Annotated in this window: 16 protein-coding genes and 3 pseudogenes; 4 read left to right on the top strand and 15 right to left on the bottom strand. The window is 70.6% G+C overall.

Going from position 1 to position 23248, the window contains the following annotated elements; all coding sequences use genetic code 11:
- Positions 1-94: 94 nt before the first annotated feature.
- Positions 95-2461: a Tex family protein gene (locus tag H293_RS0103940; RefSeq protein ID WP_020116578.1), complete on the top strand. Its 2367-nt coding sequence runs from the start codon at positions 95-97 to the stop codon at positions 2459-2461.
- 84 nt (positions 2462-2545) lie between these two features.
- Here the strand turns inward: H293_RS0103940 and abc-f are convergent, their stop codons facing one another.
- The 5 genes from abc-f to H293_RS0103915 all read right to left on the bottom strand — a co-directional run bounded on the left by abc-f (position 2546) and on the right by H293_RS0103915 (position 10465).
- Positions 2546-4189 (bottom strand): ribosomal protection-like ABC-F family protein, encoded by a 1644-nt coding sequence (gene abc-f / locus H293_RS0103935; RefSeq protein ID WP_020116577.1) that lies wholly within the window; start codon positions 4187-4189, stop codon positions 2546-2548.
- A 48-nt stretch (positions 4190-4237) separates the two neighbouring features.
- Entirely contained in the window at positions 4238-5266 is a 1029-nt protein-coding gene (locus tag H293_RS0103930) for a hypothetical protein (protein ID WP_020116576.1), read from the bottom strand.
- Positions 5267-5464: 198 nt separating this feature from the next.
- Entirely contained in the window at positions 5465-7168 is a 1704-nt protein-coding gene (locus H293_RS0103925) for a BCCT family transporter (protein WP_020116575.1), read from the bottom strand.
- Positions 7169-7256: 88 nt separating this feature from the next.
- Entirely contained in the window at positions 7257-8492 is a 1236-nt protein-coding gene (locus H293_RS0103920) for a M14 family metallopeptidase (protein WP_020116574.1), read from the bottom strand.
- Positions 8489-10465 carry a Xaa-Pro dipeptidyl-peptidase gene (locus tag H293_RS0103915; RefSeq protein WP_020116573.1) on the bottom strand — a complete coding sequence of 659 codons (1977 nt, stop codon included), beginning with the start codon at positions 10463-10465 and terminating at the stop codon, positions 8489-8491. Before H293_RS0103915 ends, H293_RS0103920 begins: the two co-directional genes overlap by 4 nt.
- 161 nt (positions 10466-10626) lie before the next feature.
- Between H293_RS0103915 and H293_RS0103910 the strand changes: the two genes are divergently transcribed.
- Positions 10627-12120 (top strand): M1 family metallopeptidase, encoded by a 1494-nt coding sequence (locus tag H293_RS0103910; protein ID WP_020116572.1) that lies wholly within the window; start codon positions 10627-10629, stop codon positions 12118-12120.
- Positions 12121-12144: 24 nt separating this feature from the next.
- Here H293_RS0103910 and H293_RS59870 read toward each other — a convergent pair.
- The 4 genes and pseudogenes from H293_RS59870 to H293_RS0103895 form a co-directional block, all read right to left on the bottom strand.
- Positions 12145-12525, bottom strand: a pseudogene (locus tag H293_RS59870) (DUF6766 family protein); the annotation flags it as partial.
- Positions 12526-12535: 10 nt separating this feature from the next.
- A pseudogene (locus tag H293_RS59865) lies at positions 12536-12646 on the bottom strand (adenosine kinase); the annotation flags it as partial.
- A gap of 1 nt (position 12647) precedes the next feature.
- Positions 12648-13130, bottom strand: coding sequence for a macro domain-containing protein (locus H293_RS0103900; protein ID WP_020116570.1), 483 nt, complete (start codon positions 13128-13130; stop codon positions 12648-12650).
- A gap of 38 nt (positions 13131-13168) precedes the next feature.
- Positions 13169-14635, bottom strand: coding sequence for an amino acid permease (locus H293_RS0103895; protein ID WP_020116569.1), 1467 nt, complete (start codon positions 14633-14635; stop codon positions 13169-13171).
- A gap of 222 nt (positions 14636-14857) precedes the next feature.
- On the opposite strand from H293_RS0103895, the gene H293_RS0103890 reads away from it, so the two are divergent.
- Entirely contained in the window at positions 14858-15577 is a 720-nt protein-coding gene (locus H293_RS0103890; RefSeq protein WP_020116568.1) for a MerR family transcriptional regulator, read from the top strand.
- Positions 15578-15672: 95 nt separating this feature from the next.
- Here H293_RS0103890 and H293_RS0103885 read toward each other — a convergent pair whose 3' ends face one another.
- The 4 genes from H293_RS0103885 to H293_RS0103870 are packed head-to-tail and all read right to left on the bottom strand — an operon-like array spanning position 15673 to position 21441.
- Positions 15673-17868, bottom strand: a complete 2196-nt coding sequence (locus tag H293_RS0103885; protein ID WP_020116567.1) for a 3-hydroxyacyl-CoA dehydrogenase NAD-binding domain-containing protein — start codon at positions 17866-17868, stop codon at positions 15673-15675.
- Positions 17869-17910: 42 nt separating this feature from the next.
- Positions 17911-19125, bottom strand: coding sequence for an acetyl-CoA C-acetyltransferase (locus H293_RS0103880; protein WP_020116566.1), 1215 nt, complete (start codon positions 19123-19125; stop codon positions 17911-17913).
- Positions 19126-19147: 22 nt separating this feature from the next.
- Positions 19148-20290 (bottom strand): acyl-CoA dehydrogenase family protein, encoded by a 1143-nt coding sequence (locus H293_RS0103875; RefSeq protein ID WP_020116565.1) that lies wholly within the window; start codon positions 20288-20290, stop codon positions 19148-19150.
- Positions 20287-21441 carry a CaiB/BaiF CoA transferase family protein gene (locus tag H293_RS0103870; protein WP_078612513.1) on the bottom strand — a complete coding sequence of 385 codons (1155 nt, stop codon included), beginning with the start codon at positions 21439-21441 and terminating at the stop codon, positions 20287-20289. Before H293_RS0103870 ends, H293_RS0103875 begins: the two co-directional genes overlap by 4 nt.
- Before the next feature lie 227 nt (positions 21442-21668).
- On the opposite strand from H293_RS0103870, the gene H293_RS0103865 reads away from it, so the two are divergent.
- On the top strand, positions 21669-22847 hold the full coding sequence (locus H293_RS0103865) for a saccharopine dehydrogenase family protein (protein ID WP_020116563.1): 1179 nt from the start codon (positions 21669-21671) through the stop codon (positions 22845-22847).
- Between the two features lie 7 nt (positions 22848-22854).
- Here H293_RS0103865 and mmpA read toward each other — a convergent pair whose 3' ends face one another.
- Together mmpA and H293_RS61980 are read right to left on the bottom strand one after the other, a co-directional pair.
- A complete protein-coding gene (mmpA, locus tag H293_RS0103860; protein WP_199790130.1) occupies positions 22855-23013 on the bottom strand; it encodes a morphogenic membrane protein MmpA in 159 nt (52 codons plus the stop codon).
- Positions 23014-23087: 74 nt separating this feature from the next.
- Positions 23088-23248 (bottom strand): annotated as a pseudogene (locus H293_RS61980) (transposase); the annotation flags it as partial.

Raw genomic sequence — 23248 nt, 5'->3', positions numbered from 1 at the left:
CGACCCCGGCCGGATGACCGCGCCCTGATCCCCGACTGTCGGTGCCGCCTGCCACAATTGCCGCGCAACCTCAGTGAGAAGGCGGTACGGGATCGTGACGACACCCGGGTCCAGCGGGTCCAGCAGCGCAGGGTCGATCGAAAGCAGGATCGCCGAGGAGCTCGGCGTACGGGAGCGGCAGGTGAAGGCTGCCGTGGAGCTGCTCGACGGCGGTTCCACGGTTCCCTTCATCGCCCGCTACCGCAAGGAAGCGACCGAGATGCTCGACGACGCGCAGCTGCGCACGCTCGAGGAGCGGTTGCGGTATCTGCGGGAGCTGGAGGAGCGGCGGACGGCGATCCTCGACTCGGTGCGCGAGCAGGGCAAGCTCACCGAGGAGCTTGAGGCGCGGATCCGGGGCGCGGAGACCAAGGCGCGCCTTGAGGACATCTACCTGCCGTTCAAGCCGAAGCGCCGCACCAAGGCGCAGATCGCGCGGGAGGCCGGCCTCGAACCGCTCGCCGAGGGCCTGCTCGGGGACCCGGGTGTCGCTCCGCTCGCCGCGGCCGCCGCGTTCGTCGACGCCGACAAGGGCGTGCCCGACGCGCAGGCCGCGCTCGACGGCGCCCGGGCGATCCTCACCGAGCGCTTCTCGGAGGACGCCGACCTGATCGGCGAGCTCCGCGAGCGCATGTGGGTGCGGGGGCGACTGGCCGCCAAGGTGCGGGACGGCAAGGAGGAGGCGGGCGCCAAGTTCGCCGACTACTTCGACTTCGCCGAGCCCTTCACGAACCTGCCCTCGCACCGCATCCTGGCGATGCTGCGCGGCGAGAAGGAGGAGGTCCTCGACCTCGTCCTGGAGCCCGAGGAGGCCACCGAGGGACCCTCGTCCTACGAGGGCATGGTGGCCCACCGGTTCGGGATCGCCGACCGCGGCCGTCCTGGTGACAAGTGGCTGACGGACACGGTCCGCTGGGCCTGGCGGACCCGCATCCTCGTGCACCTCGGCATCGACCTCAGGCTGCGGCTGCGGACGGCCGCCGAGGACGAGGCGGTCAACGTGTTCGCGGCCAACCTCCGCGACCTGCTGCTCGCCGCCCCGGCCGGCACGCGCGCGACGCTCGGCCTGGACCCCGGCTTCCGTACGGGCGTCAAGGTCGCCGTGGTCGACGCGACCGGCAAAGTCGTCGCCACCGACGTCATCCACCCGCACGTCCCGGCCAACCGGTGGGACGAGGCGATCGCCAAGCTGGCCCGGCTCGCCAAGGAGCACGCGGTCGAGCTGATCGCGATCGGCAACGGCACGGCGTCCCGCGAGACCGACAAGCTCGCCGGGGAACTGATCACCAAGCACCCGGAGCTGAAGCTCACCAAGGTGATGGTGTCCGAGGCGGGCGCCTCCGTGTACTCGGCCTCCGCCTTCGCCTCGCAGGAGCTGCCGGACATGGACGTGTCGCTGCGCGGCGCCGTCTCCATCGCGCGCCGGCTCCAGGACCCGCTGGCCGAGCTGGTGAAGATCGATCCGAAGTCGATCGGTGTCGGCCAGTACCAGCACGACCTGTCCGAGGTGAAGCTGTCGCGCTCCCTGGACGCGGTGGTGGAGGACTGTGTGAACGGCGTGGGGGTCGACGTCAACACCGCGTCCGCCCCGCTGCTCGCCCGGGTCTCCGGCATCACCTCCGGACTGGCGGAGAACATCGTGTCGCACCGCGACGCGAACGGCCCGTTCACGTCCCGCACCCAGCTGAAGAAGGTGGCCCGGCTGGGCCCCAAGGCGTACGAGCAGTGCGCGGGCTTCCTGCGGATCCGCGGCGGCGACGACCCGCTGGACTCCTCCAGCGTCCACCCCGAGGCGTATCCGGTGGTGCGGCGCATGGTGAAGACCGCGGGCCAGGAAGTCGCCTCCCTCATCGGCAACACCGGGGTGCTGCGGTCGCTGAGGCCGCAGGACTTCGTGGACGAGACGTTCGGTCTGCCCACGGTGACCGACATCCTCAAGGAGCTGGAGAAGCCGGGCCGCGACCCGCGGCCCGCCTTCAAGACGGCGACCTTCAAGGAGGGCGTCGAGAAGATCTCCGACCTGTCCGCCGGGATGGTGCTGGAGGGGGTCGTGACCAATGTGGCGGCGTTCGGGGCGTTCATCGACGTCGGTGTCCACCAGGACGGTCTGGCGCATGTCTCCGCGCTGTCGAAGACGTTCGTCAAGGATCCGCGGGATGTGGTGAAGCCCGGTGACATCGTCAAGGTGAAGGTGCTGGAAGTCGACATTCCCCGCAAGCGGATCTCGTTGACGCTGCGGCTCGATGACGAAGCGGCGCCGAAGTCCTCCGGTGGGGAGCGTCGTCAGCCGCAGCGGGGTGGGCAGCCGCCTCAGCAGCGGCAGCAACCTCGTCAGCAGCAGGCACCTGCTCCGGGCAACAGTGCGATGGCTGACGCGTTGCGCAAGGCGGGGCTGCTCAATCCGAAGAACGGCAAGCGCTAGTACAGGTCGTGGGGGGCGCTTCCGGTCCGTTGTGGCTGGTCGCGCCCACGCGGCGGAGCCGCATATCGATACGGCCCCGCGCCCCTAGGGGGTTTCCATCACCTTGCCCGATGAGAGCTCCAGGCGGCGGTTCACCCTTACCGCGTCCAGCATTCTGCGGTCGTGGGTGACCAGGAGCAGGGTGCCCTCGTAGGCGTCGAGCGCGGATTCCAGCTGTTCGATCGCCGGCAGGTCCAGGTGGTTCGTCGGCTCGTCCAGGACCAGGAGGTTGACGCCCCTGCCCTGGAGCAGCGCCAGCGCCGCCCGCGTCCGCTCCCCCGGGGACAACGTCGCCGCCGAGCGCGTGACGTGGTCGGACTTCAGGCCGAACTTGGCCAGCAGGGTGCGGACCTCCGCCGGTTCGGTGTCGGGAACCGCCGCGCAGAAGGCGTCCAGCAGGGACTCCTCGCCGTGGAACAGCTCGCGGGCCTGGTCGACCTCGCCGATCAGGACCCCCGAGCCCAGGGAGGACTGGCCGGAGGTCAGCGGCACCCGGCCCAGCAGGGCGCCGAGCAGGGTGGACTTGCCGGCCCCGTTCGCGCCCGTGACGGCCACCCGGTCCGCCCAGTCGATCTGGAGGGACACCGGGCCGAGGACGAAGTCGCCCTGGCGTACCTCGGCGTCCCGCAGAGTCGCGACGACCGCGCCGGAGCGGGGCGCCGACGCGATCTCCATGCGCAGTTCCCACTCCTTGCGCGGCTCGTCGACGACATCGAGGCGTTCGATCATGCGCTGGGTCTGGCGGGCCTTCGCGGCCTGCTTCTCGCTGGCCTCGCTGCGGAACTTGCGGCCGATCTTGTCGTTGTCGTTGTTCGCCTTGCGGCGCGCGTTCTTCACGCCCTTGTCCATCCACGAGCGCTGCATCTGCGCCCGGTCCTGGAGCGCTGAGCGCTTGTCGGCGTACTCCTCGTAGTCGTCCCGGGCGTGCCGGCGGGCGACCTCGCGCTCCTCCAGGTAGGCCTCGTAGCCGCCGCCGTAGAGGGTGATCTGCTGCTGGGCCAGGTCGAGTTCGAGGACCTTGGTGACCGTGCGGGTGAGGAACTCGCGGTCGTGGCTGACGACCACCGTGCCGGCTCTGAGGCCCTTCACGAACCGCTCCAGGCGCTCCAGGCCGTCCAGGTCGAGGTCGTTGGTCGGCTCGTCGAGGAGGAAGAGGTCGTAGCGGGAGAGCAGCAGGGAGGCGAGGCCCGCTCGTGCCGCCTGGCCGCCCGACAGGGACGTCATCGGCTGGTCCAGGTCGACCGCCAGGCCCAGCGAGTCGGTGACCTCCTCGGCCCGTTCGTCGAGGTCGGCGCCGCCGAGGTCCAGCCAGCGCTCCAGGCTGGTGGCGTAGGCGTCGTCGGCGCCCGGTGCCCCGTCGACCAGGGCCTGGGTCGCCTCGTCCATCACCCGCTGGGCCTCGGCGACTCCGGTGCGACGGGCGAGGAACTCGCGCACGGTCTCCCCCGGGCGCCGCTCCGGCTCCTGCGGCAGGTGCCCGACAGTGGCCGTGGGCGGGGAGAGCCTGAGCTCCCCCTCCTCCGGCGCGACCAGGCCCGCGAGCATCCTGAGCAGCGTGGACTTGCCCGCGCCGTTGGCCCCGACCAGGCCGATCACATCTCCGGGCGCGACGACGAGGTCGAGCCCGCTGAACAGGGAACGGTCGCCGTGGCCGGCGGCGAGGTTCTTGGCGACGAGGGTGGCAGTCATCAGACCGTCGATCCTAATGGCCGTGGTGGGTGCCCGGCGTCCCGGTTCTCAGCGGGCCATCGCCTCCACCAGGACGCTTCCCGAGGTCCGCGCCACCACGAACGCTTCTCCCCGCACCGACTTGGCGTCCAGGGCGATGCGGTGCCGGCCCGCTTCCAGGACGCCGTCGAAGACCTCCTGGGCGTGGGTGCGGTACAGCCGGTCGAGACGGTACGCCGTCAGGCGCACCCGGCACGGCGAGGTGACCTCGACGCCGGCCTCGCCGTCGGCGGCCACCAGCCGGGTCAGCCGGCGCAGTTCCACCGGGCGGCGGTCCAGGGCGTGCTCGATCTGCGCCACGAGCAGAGGGACGATCGGGGCGAGGCCGTCGACGTAGGCCACGTCGACGCCCGCGCGGGCGAAGGAGCGGCGTACGGCGGCACGTTCCTCCTCGGTGACCGCGCGGCCGAAGGCCACGGCGCCGTAACCGCGCAGTTCGTCGGCGTGGACCTCACCGACCTCGCGGGTGATGTCGGCGCCGATGCCGATGGCGCGCAGGGCGGCGGCGAGTTTGGCGAGGACGGCGACGCGGGCGCCGATGAGCAGGACGCGGCGGCGGGAGCCCTCCGAGTCTTCGGCGCCCCGGAGCAGGGAGTCGAGCGCCGTACGGTACTCGGCGCCCTGGAAGCGGAACGGCCCGATGCCGTGGTAGCCGTTGCGCTGGAGGTCCACGGCCTCCGCGGTCTGCCAGGCGAAGTCGCGCCAGATGAAGTCGTCGCCGTCCCGCTCGATGACCGCGGTGACGGCACCGCAGCCGAGGTCCTCGCACTCGGGGCAGCCGTAGATGACGTGCCGGCCGTTCGGAAGCGGGGCGTCCGTCTCACCCAGGAGGCTGCGGACCTGGGCGGTGAAGATCGCGGGTGGGACGTCGGAGGCGAGTGGGGAGACGGCGTCGAGGTCGGAGAGCTGGAAGAGGAGCGGCCGGCCGTCGACGATGAAGTCCAGGAAGTCCCGGTGTACCTGGACGTCACCGTTGGCGAGTACTCCACCGGCACGCATCGCCGGTGCCAGGCCGAAGGTCGCGTATGCGGCAGACATGGTGTGAGTATTCCCGGCTTTGGGCCGGTCTGAGCACGGCATGGGTCATTCCGCTCACGCCGGGCGGCGCGGTCGCTCGACAAGTACCTCGGCGTGCACGAGGAGTTGGCCGCGCGGCCCGGCGTCAGCGGCGTACGCACGGTCGAAGGAGGACCGGTCGGAGAGGGTGTGACCCCCTCCTCCCGACGTGCGCCGTACTCAGCTGTGGTCGTGGCCCAGCGGGTCGCCCTCCGTCTCGGTACCGGGGCCCGGGCCGATCTGGATCCCGAAGTCGCCGTCGTACTTCTTGTGGCCCTCGATCACGGCGAGTTCGACGGCCTCGGAGCCCATCTCGCCGCGCACGATCACCGGGTCCTGGCGCAGATCGCGCATGAGGGCGACGCACATCCCGATCATCACGAGGACGAAGGGCGCGGCGGCCAGGATCGTGAGATTTTGCAGGCCGGTGAGCGCGTCGCCCTGGCCGCTGCCCACGAGCAGCATGATGGCGGCGACCGCTCCGGTGACCACACCCCAGAACACGACGACGAAACGGCCGGGTTCGAGGGCGCCCTTCTGGGAGAGCGTGCCCATCACGATGGACGCGGCGTCGGCTCCGGAGACGAAGAAGATGCCGACCAGGATCATCACGAGCAGGCTGGTGGCGGTGGCGAGGGGGAACTCCTGGAGCACGCCGAACAGCTGGCCCTCCGGGGTCGACTCGCCGGCGAGCGCGCCGCCCTCCTTCAGCTTCATGGCCGTACCGCCGAAGATCGCGAACCAGACGAGGCTGACCGTGCTGGGCACCAGGATGACGCCGCCGACGAACTGCCGGATGGTACGGCCGCGGCTGATGCGGGCGATGAACATGCCGACGAAGGGCGTCCAGGAGATCCACCAGGCCCAGTAGAAGACCGTCCAGCTGCCGAGCCAGTCCGCGACGCCCTTGCCGCCGCTCGCCTCGGTACGGCCGGCGAGCTGGGGCAGATCGCCGAGGTAGGAGAAGACCGAGGTGGGCAGCAGGTCGAGCACGATGATCGTGGGGCCCGCGATGAACACGAACACGGCGAGGACCAGGGCGAGCACCATGTTGGTGTTGGACAGCCACTGGATGCCCCGCTCGATGCCGGAGACGGCCGAGAGCACGAAGGCCAGCGTCAGCACGGCGATGATCGTGACGAGCAGTCCGGTGCTGACGTGGTCCATCCAGTTCAGCTCCTGGAATCCGGAGCCGATCTGGAGGGCGCCGAGGCCGAGGGAGGCCGCGGAGCCGAAGACGGTGGCGATGATCGCGAGGATGTCGATCACCCGGCCCGCGGTGCCGTTCGCGTGCCTCTCCCCGATGAGCGGGGTGAACACGGCACTGATGGTCTGGCGCCGGCGCTTGCGGAAGGTGCTGTAGGCGATACCGAGGCCGACCACCGCGTAGATCGCCCAGGGGTGCAGGGTCCAGTGGAAGAGGGTGGTGGCCATCGCCGTCTCCATGCGTTCACCGGAGTTGGCGGGACTCGTGCCCGGAGGCGGGGTCGTGTAGTGCGAGAGGGGCTCGCTGACGCCGTAGAACATCAGGCCGATGCCCATGCCGGCGCTGAACATCATCGCGACCCAGGAGACGGTCTTGAACTCGGGTTCCTCGCCCTCGGCGCCCAGGTGGATGCGGCCGTAGCGGCTCATCGCGAGCCAGAGGGCGAACACCACGAAACACGAGGCGGCCAGCATGAAGGCCCAGCCGCCGTTGTGGATCAGCCCGCCGAGCATGCTGGTGGAGACGTCCTCCAGCGAGTCGGTCGCCGCCCAGCCCCAGATCACGAAGGCCAGGGTGATGGCGGCGGTGACGCCGAACACCACCCGGTCGGTCCGGTGGCCGAGAATCCCCGCGGCGGGGTCTTCCCGGCCACCTCTCTGCTTCAGGTCTTCAGTCATCTGCGGCACCTTCCCCTGGGGCGGTGGATACGCCGGTTTTCACACAGTTCCCCAGGACCTACCACAGGTGCCGCAGATGGGAGCCGATTCAGCAGGCGGTGTCGGGCTCCCCGACCGTCAGGTGGTACGGAGCGCGTTCGTCGAGAAGCAGCGGGACGAGGGCGCGCAGGGGCTGGCGGAGCGGGACGTACGTGCCCTTCGTCCGCACTCCGTGCAGGGCGAGTTCGTCCTTCACCTCCGTGTACTGGGCGTCGGTGAGCCGGTAGCCGCAGGGCGGGTCCTGGATCACCTCGGCGGGTTCGGGCGGGTCGTTGTCGGCGCCGCCGAGGTAGACCGGGCCGGAGTTGTGGTGGCGGGCTTCCGCGGTGGCCGCCTCGATCTGTCCGCGGCGGTCGTCGGTGTAGCCGAACAGGCCCTTCAGAGCTGCCAGTTGGGAGCTCACCCGGCGCCGGTTGTTGCTCGCCTCGTCCGTGTCCGTCAGGGGCTCGACGCGGCTCTCGATCAGCAGGCCGATCGCGTGCTTGACGCCCGACATGTTGCGCAGGATGCGTTCCTGGCCGTCGCCGGCGACCTGTTTGACCGGGTCGCCGGTGACCGGGTCGGTCCAGATGCCGTACGTGCCGGTCGAGTAGCCGGCCTTCTGGGCGGCCGGCCGTACGTACGCCTTGGACAGGGTCTCCGCCTCGTCGTGGACGGCCCGGTCGGTGTTGAGGTTGCGGGGCCAGAGGTCGAAGAGGTCCTTGTCGTAGTACCGGGGTGTGGCCGAGTACTCGTGCAGGTCGTAGATCACGTCCGGTTGCCGGTCCCGGACGACCTTCGCCATGGCGCGGGCCTCGGCGGTGGCCAGGGCGAGGTGGTCGCGGTTGACGTCGACTCCGTCGCTGTTGCCGCGGGTGTCGGCGGCCCGGCCGTCGGGGTTGGCGGTGGGCACGACCAGCACGGTGGTGCGGTCGAGGAAGCGCCGGGTGCGGGTGTCCTTCGCGTATGCCAGGTCGCGGACCGTGGTGAGACAGGCCTCGCGGCCGGAGGGCTCGTCGCCGTGCTGGCTGCACACGAGGAGCACCTTGTTCGGGGCGTGGCGGGCGCCGACCTGGACGAGCTGGAGCGGGCGGCCCTGTTTCGTCGTACCGATGCGACCGAGGGAGACCCGGCTGCTCGCACGGTCGACCTGGGTGAGGAAGTCCTGTTCCTCGGACTCGCCGGTCCAGCGGGCGCCCGCGGTCTTCTCGAAGCCGGTGCGGGGCGCGGCCTCGGTGGCTTCGGCCGGCGCGGCGATCAGGGATGCGGCCAGGGCCGCCACGCTCGCGGTGACGGCTCGGATCATCGTCCTCCCTCCGGGACGCGGTGCGCGGCGCGCGGTGCCTGCACGCCGTCGAGGGCTGCCGCCCGATGGGGTACGGCGGTCCCGGCGCCCTTCGTGGCGTGCGCGAAGGCGGAGGCGCCGCCGACCAGCGGGACGCGGGCCGAGGTGCGGGCCAGGTCGATCGTCAGGGTGGGCTTGGTGGACGGCGGGTCGATGAGGTCCTTGTCGGTGCCCGCGACGACCAGGGCGAGGCGGTGGCCCGCCGGGACGACGTGGTCCGTGGCGCCGAGGCCGAGGGTGATGGTGTAGGCCTTGCCCGGGGTGAGCGGGACGCCCTTATCGGCGTCGGCGTAGGTGCCGAGGTCGGCCCAGCCGCGGCTGACCACCGTGTAGTCGACGGCGGCCGTCTTCGCCCGGGTCTCCTTGAAGCAGGCGCTGTCACCGGTGGTGCCGGCGCCCCAGCAGGTGCGGTTCGTGAGTGTGGTGATGCCTTCCCCACTGGCCGCGTAGTCGCGGATGGTGTCGGGGCCGAGGTCCACGAGCACGGCGGAGAGGTGGGCCGTGGAGGTGGTCGGGGTCGCCGTGACCGTGACCTTGGAGGGGCCGGACAGGCGGAGGTCCTTGGTGAGGGTGCCGGTCGTGAAGCCCGCCTTGTCGGGGGTGGACGCGTCGATCCGGGCGGCCCAGTCGGTCTCGCTCAGCGCCGGGTCGTCGGTGAAGGTCTCGGTGCCCTTGGCCTTGGTGAGGCCGAGGGTGCCGACGCCCGGCAGGGAGCCCTGGGCGGGGCGCAAGGTGGCCGTCGAAGTGCCGCGCGGGGGCCAGGACTTCGAGGTGACCCACTGGTCGGGGTGGCGTTCGATGTCGGCCATGGGCTCGCGGTCGATGCCGTTGTCGTAGCCGAGGAGTTCGTGGTCGAACCAGCGGTGCAGGGTGTCGACCCATGCCGTGCGCCGGAAGTCGAAGGGGTCGACGTGGCCGGTCTGGGAGAGCCAGATCTTGCGCTCGACGCCGTTCTTCGCGAGGGCGTCCCACCACGGACCGAGGTGCTGGAGACGGACGTTGAGGTCCTGCATGCCGTGCACGAGGAAGACGCTGGCCTTGACCTTCTTGGCGTCCTTCACGTAGTCGCGTTCGGTCCACAGCGGGGTCCGGTCGCCGGTGCGGGGCGCCTGGTCGACGAGTTTCTGCTGGACGGCGGCGCACTTGGCGCGGGCGTCGGGGCTGTCGACGTAGTCGGACAGCCATTCGGGGCCGGAGTCGTAGAGCGGGGCGCCCTGGGAGAAGTAGTAGTCGTACCAGGTGGAGATGGCGCTGATCGGGACGATGGTCTTCAGGCCCTTGACGCCGGTGGCGGCGACGCCGTTGGCGATGGTGCCGTCCCAGCTCTTGCCGATCATGCCGGTTCTGCCGTTGGTCCAGGTGGCTTTGGTCTTCGCGGTGCCGGTGCGGCTCGTGTAGGCCGTGGCCCGGCCGTTCAGCCAGTCGACCACCGCTTTCGCGGACTGGATGTCGGAGCGGCCGCCGACGTCCACACAGCCGTCGGAGCGGTTGGTGCCGGCGAGGTCGACGCCGACGAAGGCGTAGCCGCGGGGCACGAAGTAGTTGTCGTAGAACAGCGGCATCTGGACGACGTCGCCGTTCGCGTCGTACGTCTTCAACTGGCTCTCGTTGCCGCGTCCGCAGCAGGAGTAGTAGGGGCTGGCGTCCATGATGACCGGGACCTTGCGGCCCTTCCGGGCTGCTTCGCGGGGCCGGACGATGTCGACGGCGACGCGGTCGGTCCTTCCGTCGCCGTCACCGTCGAGCCGGGTGTCCACCCAGACGGCCTCGCGGACGGCGTTCTCGTACGAGTAGACCGGTTGGCTGTCCCGCGGGGCCGACTGGGCCTGTGCCTGGGCGGTCGCGGGTGCCAGGAAGGTCGCCAGCAGGGCGGCGGTGGCCGCGGCGGCGGTCGCGAGCGGTCTCCAGGTCATGAAGCGCGTGCGTATCGACATGCGCGGACGGTACTGCGGTCAACTCCCGTGCAAAAGAGGGCCCCTTGAGTCCATGACGACCGAATGGCGATCGTGTGACAGGGGTGGCCGTGGACACATCCAGCTCACAGGTGGTGAATAGGCTGCGAACAGACCTCGTGCCCCTACGACTTGGAGCTTTCGTGCACCGCAGACTCATCGCACCGGGCGCATTCGCGGCGGCCTCCCTGATGCTGGCGATCCCGGCGTCGGCGGCGGGCTTCTCCCCCGGCGCTCCGGGCATCGGCGACCCCTACTACCCGGACTACGGCAACGGCGGATACGACGTCTCCCACTACGACCTGCGGCTGAAGTACCAGCCGGCCACGGACGAACTGGAGGGCACCGCCACCCTCCTTGCCCGCACCACACAGGACCTGTCCCGCTTCGATCTGGACTTTCTCCTCGACGTGAGCGAGGTCCGGGTCAACGGCACGAAGGCGTCGTTCACCACCTCGGGCGAGCACGAGCTGGAGGTCACACCGAAGTCGCCGCTGGCCAAGGGCACTTCCGTGACGGTGGTGGTCCGCTACAGCGGAGTGCCCTCGTCGAAGCAGGCGTACGGCTTCACCAGCTGGCACCGCACTCCGGACGGCGGGGTCGGGGCGAACGAGCCCGAGGCGGCCTGGTGGTGGTTCCCGAGCAACGACCACCCGCTCGACAAGGCCACCTACGACGTGTCGGTCCTGGTGCCGGACGGCAGCCAGGCCATCTCCAACGGCACACTGCAGTCGACGAGTTCACGCCTGGGCTGGACACGCTGGAACTGGCGCTCCGCCAAACCGCAGGCCACCTATCTGGCGACCCTGGCCGTCGGTCGCTTCGACCTCACGACCGGCACGACCGACGGCGGCATTCCGGTCGTCAACGCCTACAGCAAGGACCTCGGTGCCAACTCCGGCGCCGCACGGGCCAGCGTCGAGCGGACCGGGGAGATCGCCGACTGGCTCAGCGGATACTTCGGGCCGTACCCCTTCGACGCGCTCGGCGGCTATGTGCCGAACACGAACACCGGCTACGCGCTGGAGACGCAGACCCGGCCCTTCTACAGCCCGCGGCAGTTCGCGAACGGCTCCAACACCTCCGTGGTCGTGCACGAGTTGGCCCACCAGTGGTACGGCGACATGGTGTCCGTGCACGGCTGGAAGGACATCTGGATCAACGAGGGCTTCGCCCGGTACGCGCAGTGGTTGTGGTCCGAGCACGAGGACGAGGGGACCGCGCAGGAGCTCGCCGACTACGTGTACGCCTCGCATCCGGCCGACGACACGTTCTGGACGGTCAGGCCGGGTGACCCCGGGCCGGAGAACCAGTTCGACCTCGCCGTCTACGACCGGGGCGCGCTGGCCCTTCAGGCGCTGCGGAACGAGATCGGCGACGAGGCGTTCTTCGCGGTGCTGAAGGGCTGGCCGCAGAAGTACGCCTACGGCAACGCGTCGGTCGCCGACTTCCAGAGGTACGCCGAGGAGGTGTCGGGGCAGCCGCTGGCCGCGCTGTTCGACACGTGGCTGTTCCAGCCGTCGAAGCCGGGGGCGCCCGCGGCGCGGGGTGCGGCGATCGCGAGGGCCGCGGAGGCTCCCGTGCAGCCGAAGTCGTGGAAGAGGATCGCCGCGACGAACGAGGTGCACGGTCACTGAGGGTCGAGGGGTGGGGGCGGCCCATCCCTCGACGCCTGTCGAGGTGTGGGCCGCTCCGACCGGTTTGGACTCCGGTGAGCCGCGCTGTCGGAGGTAGACGGAGAGGATGGCCATCGAGGCCACCGCGAGGAGTTCGGACTGCCAGTTCTGCAGGGTGCGGCTCCAGAAGTCCGCGGACCTGATGTACCTGCTCCAGCTCATGGGGGCCTGCAGTTGCCGCAGTTGCTCCTCGTTGTATGCGGCGACGCCGCCGATCGACTGCGCCAGCCAGGAGAAGACGAAGATGGCGCCCATGACCAGCCCGAGGGAGTGGGAGCAGAGCCCCTGGCGCGGTCCGCCGGCGGCAGCCCATCGCGGGGAGTTCCGGTGGGCGTACTTGCCGACCTTCTGATCCTGGTCGGACTCCGTGGTGCGGGATGCCGGAGTCGATCATGTAGCTGTCGGCGTGGGGCAGGGGCAGCTCGGGGACGTACACGATGGTGTCCACCCCGGCCCCGCCCAGCACGAGCACGTCGTCCCGGCTCACGTCAGTCCTCCCCGTGGTCGTAGACGGTGACGGAGAGGCCGCGTTTCGTCAGGCGTTCCACGATGAGCGGCTCGACACGGGCCCATTTCCCGCCGGCCAACCCGCACCCTATCCGTGGCATGTGCACGGACGCGCCCAGTTCCACCGCCTTGTCGGCCAGCCGTCCCAGGGCCTCGTCGATCGCCTCGTAGCGGACCGGAACGCCTTTGCTGCCGCTGCGGATGCCCCGCTGCCCGATCAGGTTGGCCACCCAGACGTACGGCTCGACCTGCACGAACTGCGCGGCGCCCAAGCCGAAGTCGTTCGACGCGCGCGCCCGGTGCCAGGCCCGGTAGGCGGTCTCCGGCTCCGGCCAGCGGCGTGACACCGCCACGACGAAGCCCCGGCCCCAGCCCCCGATGTCGTTGCAGACATGCGCGATCAGCTTGACGCCCTTCACCGACGGAGTGGTGGCATCGCCTCGGATGTACTTGATCTCCCCCATGACGCCACCGTAGAGGCCACCACTGACAGTGGCCTTCGTCAGTCCGTGAACTCGTTCAGTTCGCGGTCCGCGGTCCGTTCCACCCTGCGGCGGATGCCGAACCAGCCGCCCACCAGGAGTACCGCGATCACCGGGATGAGCAGGAGCGTCCTGCGGCCGACCTCGGGGTCGTTCCACATCATGCCCAGGCAGGCCAGGAGGAAGGCGATCGTGGTGATCTCGGTGGCCGGGCTGAACGGGAGCCGGAAGGAGGGGCGGGTGAGCAGGCCCGAACGTGCGTGGCGGACGAAGACCAGGTGGCACACCATGATGATCACCCAGGTGCTGATGACGCCGAGGGAGGCGACGTTCAGGACGATCTCGAAGGCCTGGCTCGGCATGAGGTAGTTCAGGACCACACCGAGGACGCAGACCGCGCAGGTGAGCAGGATGCCGCCGTAGGGGACCTGGCTGCGGTTCATCCGGGCCGTGAACTTCGGGGCCGAGCCCGCCGTCGCCATCGAGCGCAGGATGCGGCCCGTGGAGTACAGCCCGGAGTTCAGCGAGGACATCGCCGCCGTCAGGACGACCAGGTTCATCACGTCACCGGCCGCCGGGACCCCGATCTTCGACAGGACCGTGACGAAGGGGCTCTGGTCGGCCGAGTAGACCGAGCCCGGCAGGAGCAGGGCCAGGAGGACCACCGAGCCCACGTAGAACAGGCCCACCCGCCACATGATCGAGTTCACCGCGCGCGGGACGACCTTCTCCGGCTCCGCCGTCTCGCCCGCCGCGACACCGACCAGTTCGAGGGCGGCGTACGCGAAGATGACGCCCTGCATGACGAGGACGACCGGCATCACGCCGTGCGGGAAGACGCCGCCGTTGTCCGAGATCACCGACACACCGGGCGCCCGACCGCCCACCTCGTGCTGGGTGGCCAGCAGGAAGATGCCGATCAGCATGAAGCCGACGAGCGTGGCGACCTTGATGATCGCGAACCAGAACTCCATCTCGCCGAAGATCTTCACCGAGATCAGGTTCACGGCGAGGACCACGGCCAGCGCGATCAGGGCCAGCGTCCATTGCGGGATGTCGGTGAACAGGCTCCAGTAGTGCGTGTAGAGCGCGATCGCGGTGATGTCGGCGATGCCGGTCGTCGACCAGTTCAGGAAGTACATCCAGCCGGCGACGTACGCACCCTTCTCCCCGAGGAACTCGCGCGCGTACGACACGAAGGAGCCCGAGGAGGGGCGGTACAGGACCAGCTCGCCCAGGGCGCGGACGACGAAGAAGGCGAAGATGCCGCAGACCAGGTAGGCCAGCGCCAGCGCCGGGCCCGCCGTGTGGAGACGTCCTCCGGCCCCCAGGAAGAGACCGGTGCCGATCGCGCCGCCGATGGCGATCATGTTGACGTGGCGGGCCTTGAGGTCCTTGCTGTAGCCGGCGTCGCCCGCGTCGGCGGGCACCTGGGCCACGTCGGTGCGGGAGGCGGCCTGTGCCGAGTGCACGGTGTCCTTGCTCACGGTGGATCCACTCTCTGGTGCGCCCCGGCGGGTCCCGCGCGGGTTTCCGGACGTGCGTCGGCCCCCACCTCCTGGTGACAGGCACAGGCCGAGAGGGCGCATGCCCCGGACACGCCCCCTCACGCGGTGGCGGTCGTCACAGCACGGGGGCGGTCTCACATGATCGGAAAGGGTCTGCCGACCGGGTGTCACAGCAGTGGTGAGACAGCGATACTGCTGCACATGACGACCGACCCCTCCCCCGATGCCGAGGAGCCGACCCTCACCGTCGACGAGCTGGCCGCGCGGGCGGGGGTCACGGTCCGCACGGTCCGCTTCTACGGCACGCGAGGGCTGCTGCCGCCGCCGGTGATCGGTCCGCGCCGGGTCGGCCACTACGGCCGCGAGCACCTCGCGCGTCTCGCGCTGATCGAGGAGCTCCAGCACCAGGGGATGACGCTGGCGGCGATCGAGCGGTACATGCAGCAGCTGCCTGCCGAGCTGAGCGCCCACGACCTCGCGATCCACCGGGCGGTGGTGGCCTCCTGGGCCCCGGACGTCGTGGAGCGGGTGACCCGCGAGGAGCTGCGGCGGCGGGCGGGGCGGGCACTGAGCGACGACGACCTGGAGCGGCTCGCCGCGATGGACGTCGTACGGCGGGACGGCGACGGCTACCGCGTCGACCTGGGCCTGCTCCGGCTCGGCGTCGCGCTGCTCGACGTCCCCCTGTCTCAGGAGGCGATCCTCGCCTCGCGGAAGGTGCTCATCGAGCACTCACGGACCGCCGCGCACGAGTTGTCGCAGCTGTTCCGGGGCGAGGTGGCCCAACGCGACGCGCAGGACGTGAAGTCGTTGTCGGCGCACATGGAACCCCTGGTCGTGCAAGCCCTGTTGACGACCTTTCAGCGGTCCCTGAAGGAGGAACTGCGGGAGTGGACGTCAGAGGTGGGCGGGGCCCCCTGAGGGTGGGGCCCCTGAGGGTGAGGCCCCCTGACGTCCGCACCACCCGGGACGCCGGGAGGGCCGACTCAGCCCGCCCGGCGTTCCCGGCGTTCGCCTCACTCGTCCCCGAAACGGCCCCCGTTCTCCGCCTTCTCGACCAGCAGCGCCGGAGGCGTGAAGCGCTCTCCGTACCGGTCCGCCAGTTCACGCGCGCGTGCCACGAAGCCCGGCAGGCCGACACCTGCCCCGGCGCCGCCCTCGTAGCCGTTGATGTACTGGAGGACACCGCCCGTCCAGCCCGGGAAGCCGATACCGAAGATGGAGCCGATGTTGGCGTCGGCGACCGAGGTGAGGACTCCCTCCTCCAGGAGCTTGACGGTGTCCAGGGCCTCGGCGAAGAGCATGCGTTCCTGCATGTCCCGGAAGGGGATCTCGGTGCCCGGGCGGGTGAAGTGTTCGCGCAGGCCCGGCCACAGGGACGTGCGCCTGCCGTCGTCGCCGTAGTCGTAGAAGCCGCCGCCCCCGCTGCGGCCGGTGCGGCCGAACTCGTCGACCATGCGGTCGATGACCGCCTCGGCGGGGTGGGGCGTCCAGGTGCCGCCCGCCTCCTCCACCGCCTGCTTCGTCTCCTTGCGGATCTTGCGCGGGAGCGTCAGCGTCAGTTCGTCCATCAGGGAGAGGACCTTGGCCGGGTAGCCCGCCTGCGCCGCGGCCTGTTCGATCGACGCGGGCTCGATGCCCTCGCCGACCATCGCGACGCCCTCGTTGAGGAACTGGCCGATCACGCGGGAGGTGAAGAACCCGCGGGAGTCGTTCACCACGATCGGGGTCTTGTTGATCTGCCGCACCAGGTCGAAGGCCCTCGCGAGGGCTTCCTCGCCCGTGCGCTCGCCCTTGATGATCTCGACCAGCGGCATCTTGTCGACCGGTGAGAAGAAGTGCAGGCCGATGAAGTCGGTCTGGCGCTCCACCCCTTCGGCGAGAGCGGTGATGGGAAGCGTCGAGGTGTTGGAGCACAGGAGTGCGTCCGGCTCGACGATGTTTTGGATCTCCTGGAAGACCTTGTGCTTGAGCGCCGTGTCCTCGAAGACGGCCTCGATGACCGCGTCGCAGCCGGCCAGGTCCTGCGGGTCCGCCGTCGGGGTGATGCGGGCCAGGAGCGCGTCCGCCTTCTCCTGCGTCGTACGGCCCCGGGAGACCGCCTTCGCGCAGAGCTTCTCCGAGTAGGCCTTGCCCTTGGCCGCCGCCTGCAGGGACACGTCCTTGAGGACCACGTCGATGCCCGCGCGGGCGCACGAGTACGCGATGCCCGCGCCCATCATCCCGGCGCCGAGCACGGCCACCCTGCGGATCTGGCGGGGTGCCACGCCCTTGGGGCGGTTCGCGCCGGAGTTCACCGCCTGGAGGTCGAAGAAGAACGCCTGGATCATGTTCTTGGACGTCTGGCCGGCGGCCAGTTCGACGAAGTAACGCGCCTCGATGACCTGCGCGGTCTCGAAGTCGACCTGGGCGCCCTCGACCGCGGCCGCGAGGATGTTGCGCGGGGCCGGGTAGGGCGCGCCGTTGGTCTGCTTGCGGAGGTTCGCCGGGAAGGCGGGCAGGTTCGCCGCGAACTTCGGGTGGGCGGGCGTGCCGCCGGGGATGCGGTAGCCGGGCTTGTCCCAGGGCTGCTGGGACTCGGGGTTGGCCTCGATGAACGCGCGGGCCTTGGCGAGGAGTTCGTCCTGTGTGGTGGCCACGTCGTCGACGAGGCCGTTCTGCAGGGCGCGCTGCGGGGCGTACTGCGTGCCCTGCAGCAGCACCTTCAGGAGGGCGTCGGCGATGCCCAGGAGGCGGACGGTGCGGACGACACCGCCGCCGCCCGGCAGCAGGCCCAGGGTGACCTCCGGGCAACCGATCTTGGAGCCGGGCGCGTCGAGGGCGATGCGGTGGTGGCAGGCCAGGGCGATCTCGTAACCGCCGCCGAGGGCCGCTCCGTTGATGGCGGCGACGACCGGCTTGCCCAGGGTCTCGATGCGGCGCAGGTTGCGCTTGATCGCGAGGCCGCCGTCGAAGAGCTCCTGCGCGGTCCCGGGGGTGACCCGGATCAGGTCGCGCAGGTCGCCGCCCGCGAAGAAGGTCTTCTTGGCGGAGGTGATGATGACACCGCGGATGGTGTCCTTCTCGGCCTCCAGGCGGTCGGTGATCACCGCGAGGGAGTCGCGGAACGCCTGGTTCATGGTGTTCGCGGACTGGTTCGGGTCGTCGATGACGAGGGTGACGACGCCGGTGCGGTCCTGTTCCCAGCGGATGGTCGTGGACTGAGTGCTCATGTGGAAGTGCTCCGTGTGATCCGTCGTATCCGTGGGAGGGGGTCAGATGCGCTCGACGATGGTGGCGATGCCCATGCCGCCGCCCACACAGAGCGTCGCGAGGCCGTACCGCTTGTCCTGGCGCTCCAGTTCGTCGATCAGGCTGCCCAGGATCATGGCGCCGGTGGCGCCGAGCGGGTGGCCGAGGGCGATCGCGCCGCCGTTGACGTTGACCTTGTCCAGCGAGAGGCCCATGTCCCTGACGAAGCGCAGGACGACGGCCGCGAAGGCCTCGTTGATCTCGACGAGGTCGATGTCGTCGATGGTCAGCCCGGCCTTGGCGAGCGCCTTGCGGGTGGCGGGCGCGGGGCCGGTGAGCATGATGGTGGGCTCGGAGCCGGAGACCGCGGCGGAGACGATCCGCGCGCGCGGGGTGAGGCCGTAGCGCTCGCCGACCTCCTTGGAGCCGATCGCGACCAGCGAGGCGCCGTCCACGATGCCGGAGGAGTTGCCCGCGTGGTGGACGTGGTCGATCTTCTCGACCCAGTGGTACTTCTGCAGGGCCACGGCGTCGAAGCCGCCCAGGTCACCGATGTCCGCGAAGGACGGCTTGAGCTTGCCCAGGGAGTCGGCGGTGGTGCCGGGGCGCAGGTGCTCGTCGTGGTCGAGGACGGTCAGGCCCGCGCGGTCCTTCACCGGGACCACGGAGCGGTCGAAGCGGCCCTCCTTCCAGGCCGTCGCGGCACGCTCCTGGGAGAGGGCGGCGTACTCGTCGACGTCACGCCGGGAGAATCCCTCGATCGTGGCGATCAGGTCGGCGCCGATGCCCTGCGGCACGAAGTTGACGGCGAGGTTGGTCATCGGGTCGTTGAACCAGGCGCCGCCGTCGGAGGCCATCGGCACCCGGGACATCGACTCGACACCGCCCGCGAGGACCAGATCCTCCCAGCCCGAACGCACCTTGGCGGCGGCCATGTTGACGGCCTCAAGACCCGAGGCACAGAAGCGGTTCTCCTGCACGCCCGCGACCGTGTCCGGCAGTCCGGCGGCGACGGCGGCGATCCGGGCGATGTCGGAGCCCTGGTCGCCGACCGGGCCGACGACACCGAGCACGATGTCGTCGACCGCAGCCGGGTCCAGGTCCGGGAAACGGGCGCGGATCTCGTGGATGAGTCCCACGACCAGGTCGATGGGCTTGGTGCCGTGCAGGGCGCCGTTCGCCTTGCCGCGGCCGCGCGGGGTGCGGATCGCGTCGTACACGTACGCTTCGGTGCTCACGGGGAAGCCTTTCGAATGAGGGTCAGCTCAGCAGGGAACGGCCGATGATCTCTTTCATGATCTCGGTCGTGCCGCCGTAGATGGTCTGGATCCGGCCGTCGGTGAAGGCCCGTGCGACCGGGTACTCGCTCATGTAGCCGTAGCCGCCGTGCAGTTGCAGGCAGCGGTCGGCGACCCGCTTCTGGAGCTCGGTCGCCCACCACTTGGCCATGGAGGCGTGGACGGCGTCCAGTCCTCCGTCGGAGTGGTCCTCGACGCAGCGGTCGACGAACGTCCGCGTGACCGCGCACTCCGTGGCCATCTCGGCTATCTCGAACCGGATGTGCTGCTTGGTGGCGAGCGGCCGGCCGAAGGCCTCGCGCTCCTTGACGTACGCGGTGGTGATCTCCAGGAGGTGTTCGGCGGCGGCGATCGCGGAGACGGCGATGCTCAGGCGCTCCTGGGCGAGGTTGGTCATCAGGTGCGCGAAGGCGCCGTCGCGCTCGCCGAGGAGGTTCTGCTTGGGCACGCGCACGTCGTGGAAGAACAGCTCGGCGGTGTCCTGCGCCTTCTGGCCGATCTTGTCGAGGTTGCGGCCCCGCTCGAAGCCCGCCATGCCGCGCTCGACGACCAGCAGCGACAGCCCGCGGGCCCCGCCCTCGGGGGTGGTCTTCGCGACGACGATCACCAGGTCGGCGATGATCCCGTTGGAGATGAAGGTCTTGGAGCCGTTCAGCACCCAGTGGTCGCCCCGGTCCTCCGCGTGCGTGCGGATGCCCTGGAGGTCGGAGCCCGCGCCGGGCTCGGTCATGGCGATCGCGGTGATCAGCGAGCCGTCGCAGAAGCCGGGCAGCCAGCGGCGCTTCTGCTCCTCGGTGGCGAGGCCGGTGAGGTACGGGCCGATGACGTCGTTGTGCAGGCCCAGGGCGAGTCCGGGGGCGCCGGCGCGCGTGAACTCCTCGGCCAGGACGGTCGCGTAGCGGAAGTCGGTCGTGCCGCCGCCCCCGAACTCCTCGGGCACGGCGAGCCCGAGCAGCCCCTGCTTGCCGGCCGCCCGCCATGCCTCGCGGGAGACGATGCCGTCCTTCTCCCACTGCGCGTAGTACGGCAGGACCTCCCTGGCCAGGAAGGCGCGCACGGTCGCGCGGAAAGCGTCGTGCTCGGGGGCGAAGAGCTGCCGCTTCATTCGGGGCCTTTCCGGAGTTCCTGGCCCTGCACGAGGTCCGGTACGTCCCAGTCGCGTGCCACGTCCGCGGTGTCGGCGCCGTCCCGGGCGGGCCCGGTGCGCACGGCCGTGGGGGTCGCGGAGAAGCGGGGCGCGGGAGCGGGCTGGGTGATGCCACCGTGGTCGGTGAAGGTGCCGCGGGCGGCGAGGTGCGGGTGGTGCGGGGCCTCGCGCAGCGACAGGACGGGGGCCACGCACGCGTCGGTGCCCTCGAAGACGGCCGCCCACTCGTCTCGCGTACGGCTGCGGAAGCGGGCCGCGACCGCCTCGCGCAGGTCGTCCCAGCGGGTCCAGTCCTTGCGGGCGTCCGCGAAGTCCGGGACGCCGAGCAGGTCGAGGAACAGGTCGTAGAACTGCGGCTCCAGCGCGCCGACCGCCATGTACTTCCCGTCGGCGGTCTCGTAGGTGCCGTAGTACGGGCAGCCGCCGTCCAGGAGGTTGGCGCCGCGCCGGTCCTGCCAGCCGCCGGCCGCGGTCATGGCGTGGATCATCGCGGAGAGGTGGGAGGTGCCGTCGACGATGGCGGCGTCGACGACTTGTCCGGTGCCGGTCGCGCGCGCGTGGTGGAGGGCGGCGAGAACGCCGACGACGAGGTACAGGGAGCCGCCCGCGTAGTCGCCGAGGAGATTGGCGGGGACGGCCGGGGGACGGCCCGGTTCGCCGATCATGCCGAGGGTGCCGGTGAGGGCGATGTAGGCGATGTCGTGCCCGGCGCGCTGGGCCAGCGGTCCCTGCTGGCCCCAGCCGGTCATCCGGCCGTAGACGAGGGCGGGATTGCGCGCGTGGCAGTCCTCGGGGCCGACGCCGAGGCGCTCGGCGACACCGGGGCGGTTGCCCTCGATCAGGATGTCGGCGCGGGCGGCGAGGCCGAGCACGCGCGCGGGTCCTTCGGGGGCCTTGAGGTCGACGACGACCGAACGCTTGTTGCGGTTGGTGAGGTCGTGGTCGGGGTCGATCGAGAGGGCGGCGCCGCCGGGACGGGAGACGCGGACGACGTCGGCTCCCAGGTCGGCGAGGAGCATGCCGGCGAACGGGCCCGGCCCGATGCCGGCGAGCTCCACCACGCGCACGCCGGCGAGCGGGCCGTGCCCGGGCGTCGTTGCCGTTGTCATGCAGCCCCCATTGGCGTGACACAACTGATGTAACACCAGTGATGCTAAGAACGTGTTCCAGTGGACACAAGACCTGAGCGAGCAAGCGCTTAGCCAATTATGAGCCGGTCACGGCGGTTCTCCCGCTTCGCCATCCGCATCAACCTCCGGCCCCCTCGACTGGCTCCGCACTCCTCACGCTAGCCTCGGCCACCGACAACGGCGCGTGCGGCGGATCCAGGAGTGTCATGAGCAGGCTGAAAAGATCGGACCGTCCCTACGACATCGTGCTGTTCGGGGCGACGAGTTTCGCGGGCGCGCTCACCGCGCAGTACCTCGCCGCGCACGGCCCGGACGATCTGCGCTGGGCCATCGCCGGCCGCAACGAGGACAAGCTGAGGGCGCTGCGCGAGCGGCTGCCGAAGGGCACCGACGTCGGGGTCCTCACGGCCGACGTGTCGGACCCGGACTCGCTGCGCGCGCTCGCCGAGCACGCGCGCGTGGTCGCCACCACGGTCGGCCCCTACCTGACGTACGGCGAGGAGCTGGTCGCCGCCTGCGCGGACGCGGGGACGGACTACCTCGACCTCTCGGGCGAGCCGGAGTTCGTGGACCTGATGTACGTTCGGCACGACGCACGCGCGCGTGAGACGGGCGCACGGCTGGTGCACGCGTGCGGGTTCGACTCGGTCCCGCACGACCTGGGGGCCTACTTCACGGTCCGGCAGCTGCCGGAGGGCGTTCCGCTCACCGTCGACGGCTTCGTGACCGCGGACGCCATGTTCTCCGGAGGGACCTTCGCCTCCGCTCTCAACCAGTTCGCGCGCGGCCGGCAGATGATCGCCGCCGCCCGGGACCGCGGCCGGCACGAGCCGCGCCTGGTGGGCCGGCGGGCCGCCGCGCCGACCGGCACCCCCCGGTACGCGCAGGAGGTCGGCGCCTGGGCGCTGCCGCTGCCGACCATCGACGCGCAGATCGTCCGGCGCTCCGCGAAGGCCCTGGAGCGCTACGGCCCCGACTTCCGCTACCGCCACTACGCGGCCGTACGGCGGCTGCCGGTCGCGGTGGGCGGGGTCGCGGCCATGGGCGCGCTGTTCGCGGCGGCTCAGGTGCCGCCCGCGCGTCGCTGGCTGTCCGGCCGGGTCAGGCCGGGTGACGGGCCGAGCGCCGAGAAGCGGGCGAAGAGCTGGTTCTCGGTGCGCTTCGTCGGCGAGGGCGGTGGCCGGCGGGTGTTCACCGAGGTCGCGGGCGGCGACCCGGGATACGACGAGACCGCGAAGATGTTCGCCGAGTCGGCGCTGTCCCTGGCCTTCGACGACCTCCCGGAGACGTCCGGTCAGGTCACGCCGGCGGTGGCAATGGGGGAAAGGCTGATCGAGCGGCTGCGACGGGCCGGGATCACCTTCCGGGTGGCGTCGAGCCGGTGAGGCCGCGTCAGAAGGACCAGCCCGCCACGGTGTAGATCATCCCCGCGATCCAGCCGAGCCCCGCGAGCACGCCGAGGACCAGCGCGGCGGTCACGGCACGCTCGACGGGCCGGTTCGGGTCGGCGAGGGGCTTGGGCGAACGGTGGGCCATGCGGTGCGTCGTCATGCGGAACAGCCTGCCGAGCACACCGGGGTGGGCACATCCGTACAGGTACTCAGACCACGTACTCAGTACCGTTCCTAGAGACTGGGCAGGAGTGAGTCCTGTTGCCAGGATTCATGCTCAGCCGAACGCCCCGAACGGTGTTGGGCGTTCTGGTCGCCCGCGTTCGCTCCGCGGTCCGGCGGCACGCATCCGGTGCGTGGTCCGGGAACGGGAGGGCGGGTTTCCTCACGCCCAG

Origin of the sequence: Streptomyces canus 299MFChir4.1 (genome assembly GCF_000383615.1) — a bacterium.
Taxonomy (GTDB): Bacteria; Actinomycetota; Actinomycetes; order Streptomycetales; family Streptomycetaceae; genus Streptomyces; species Streptomyces canus_C.
This window is presented reverse-complemented; position numbering and strand designations above follow the sequence as displayed.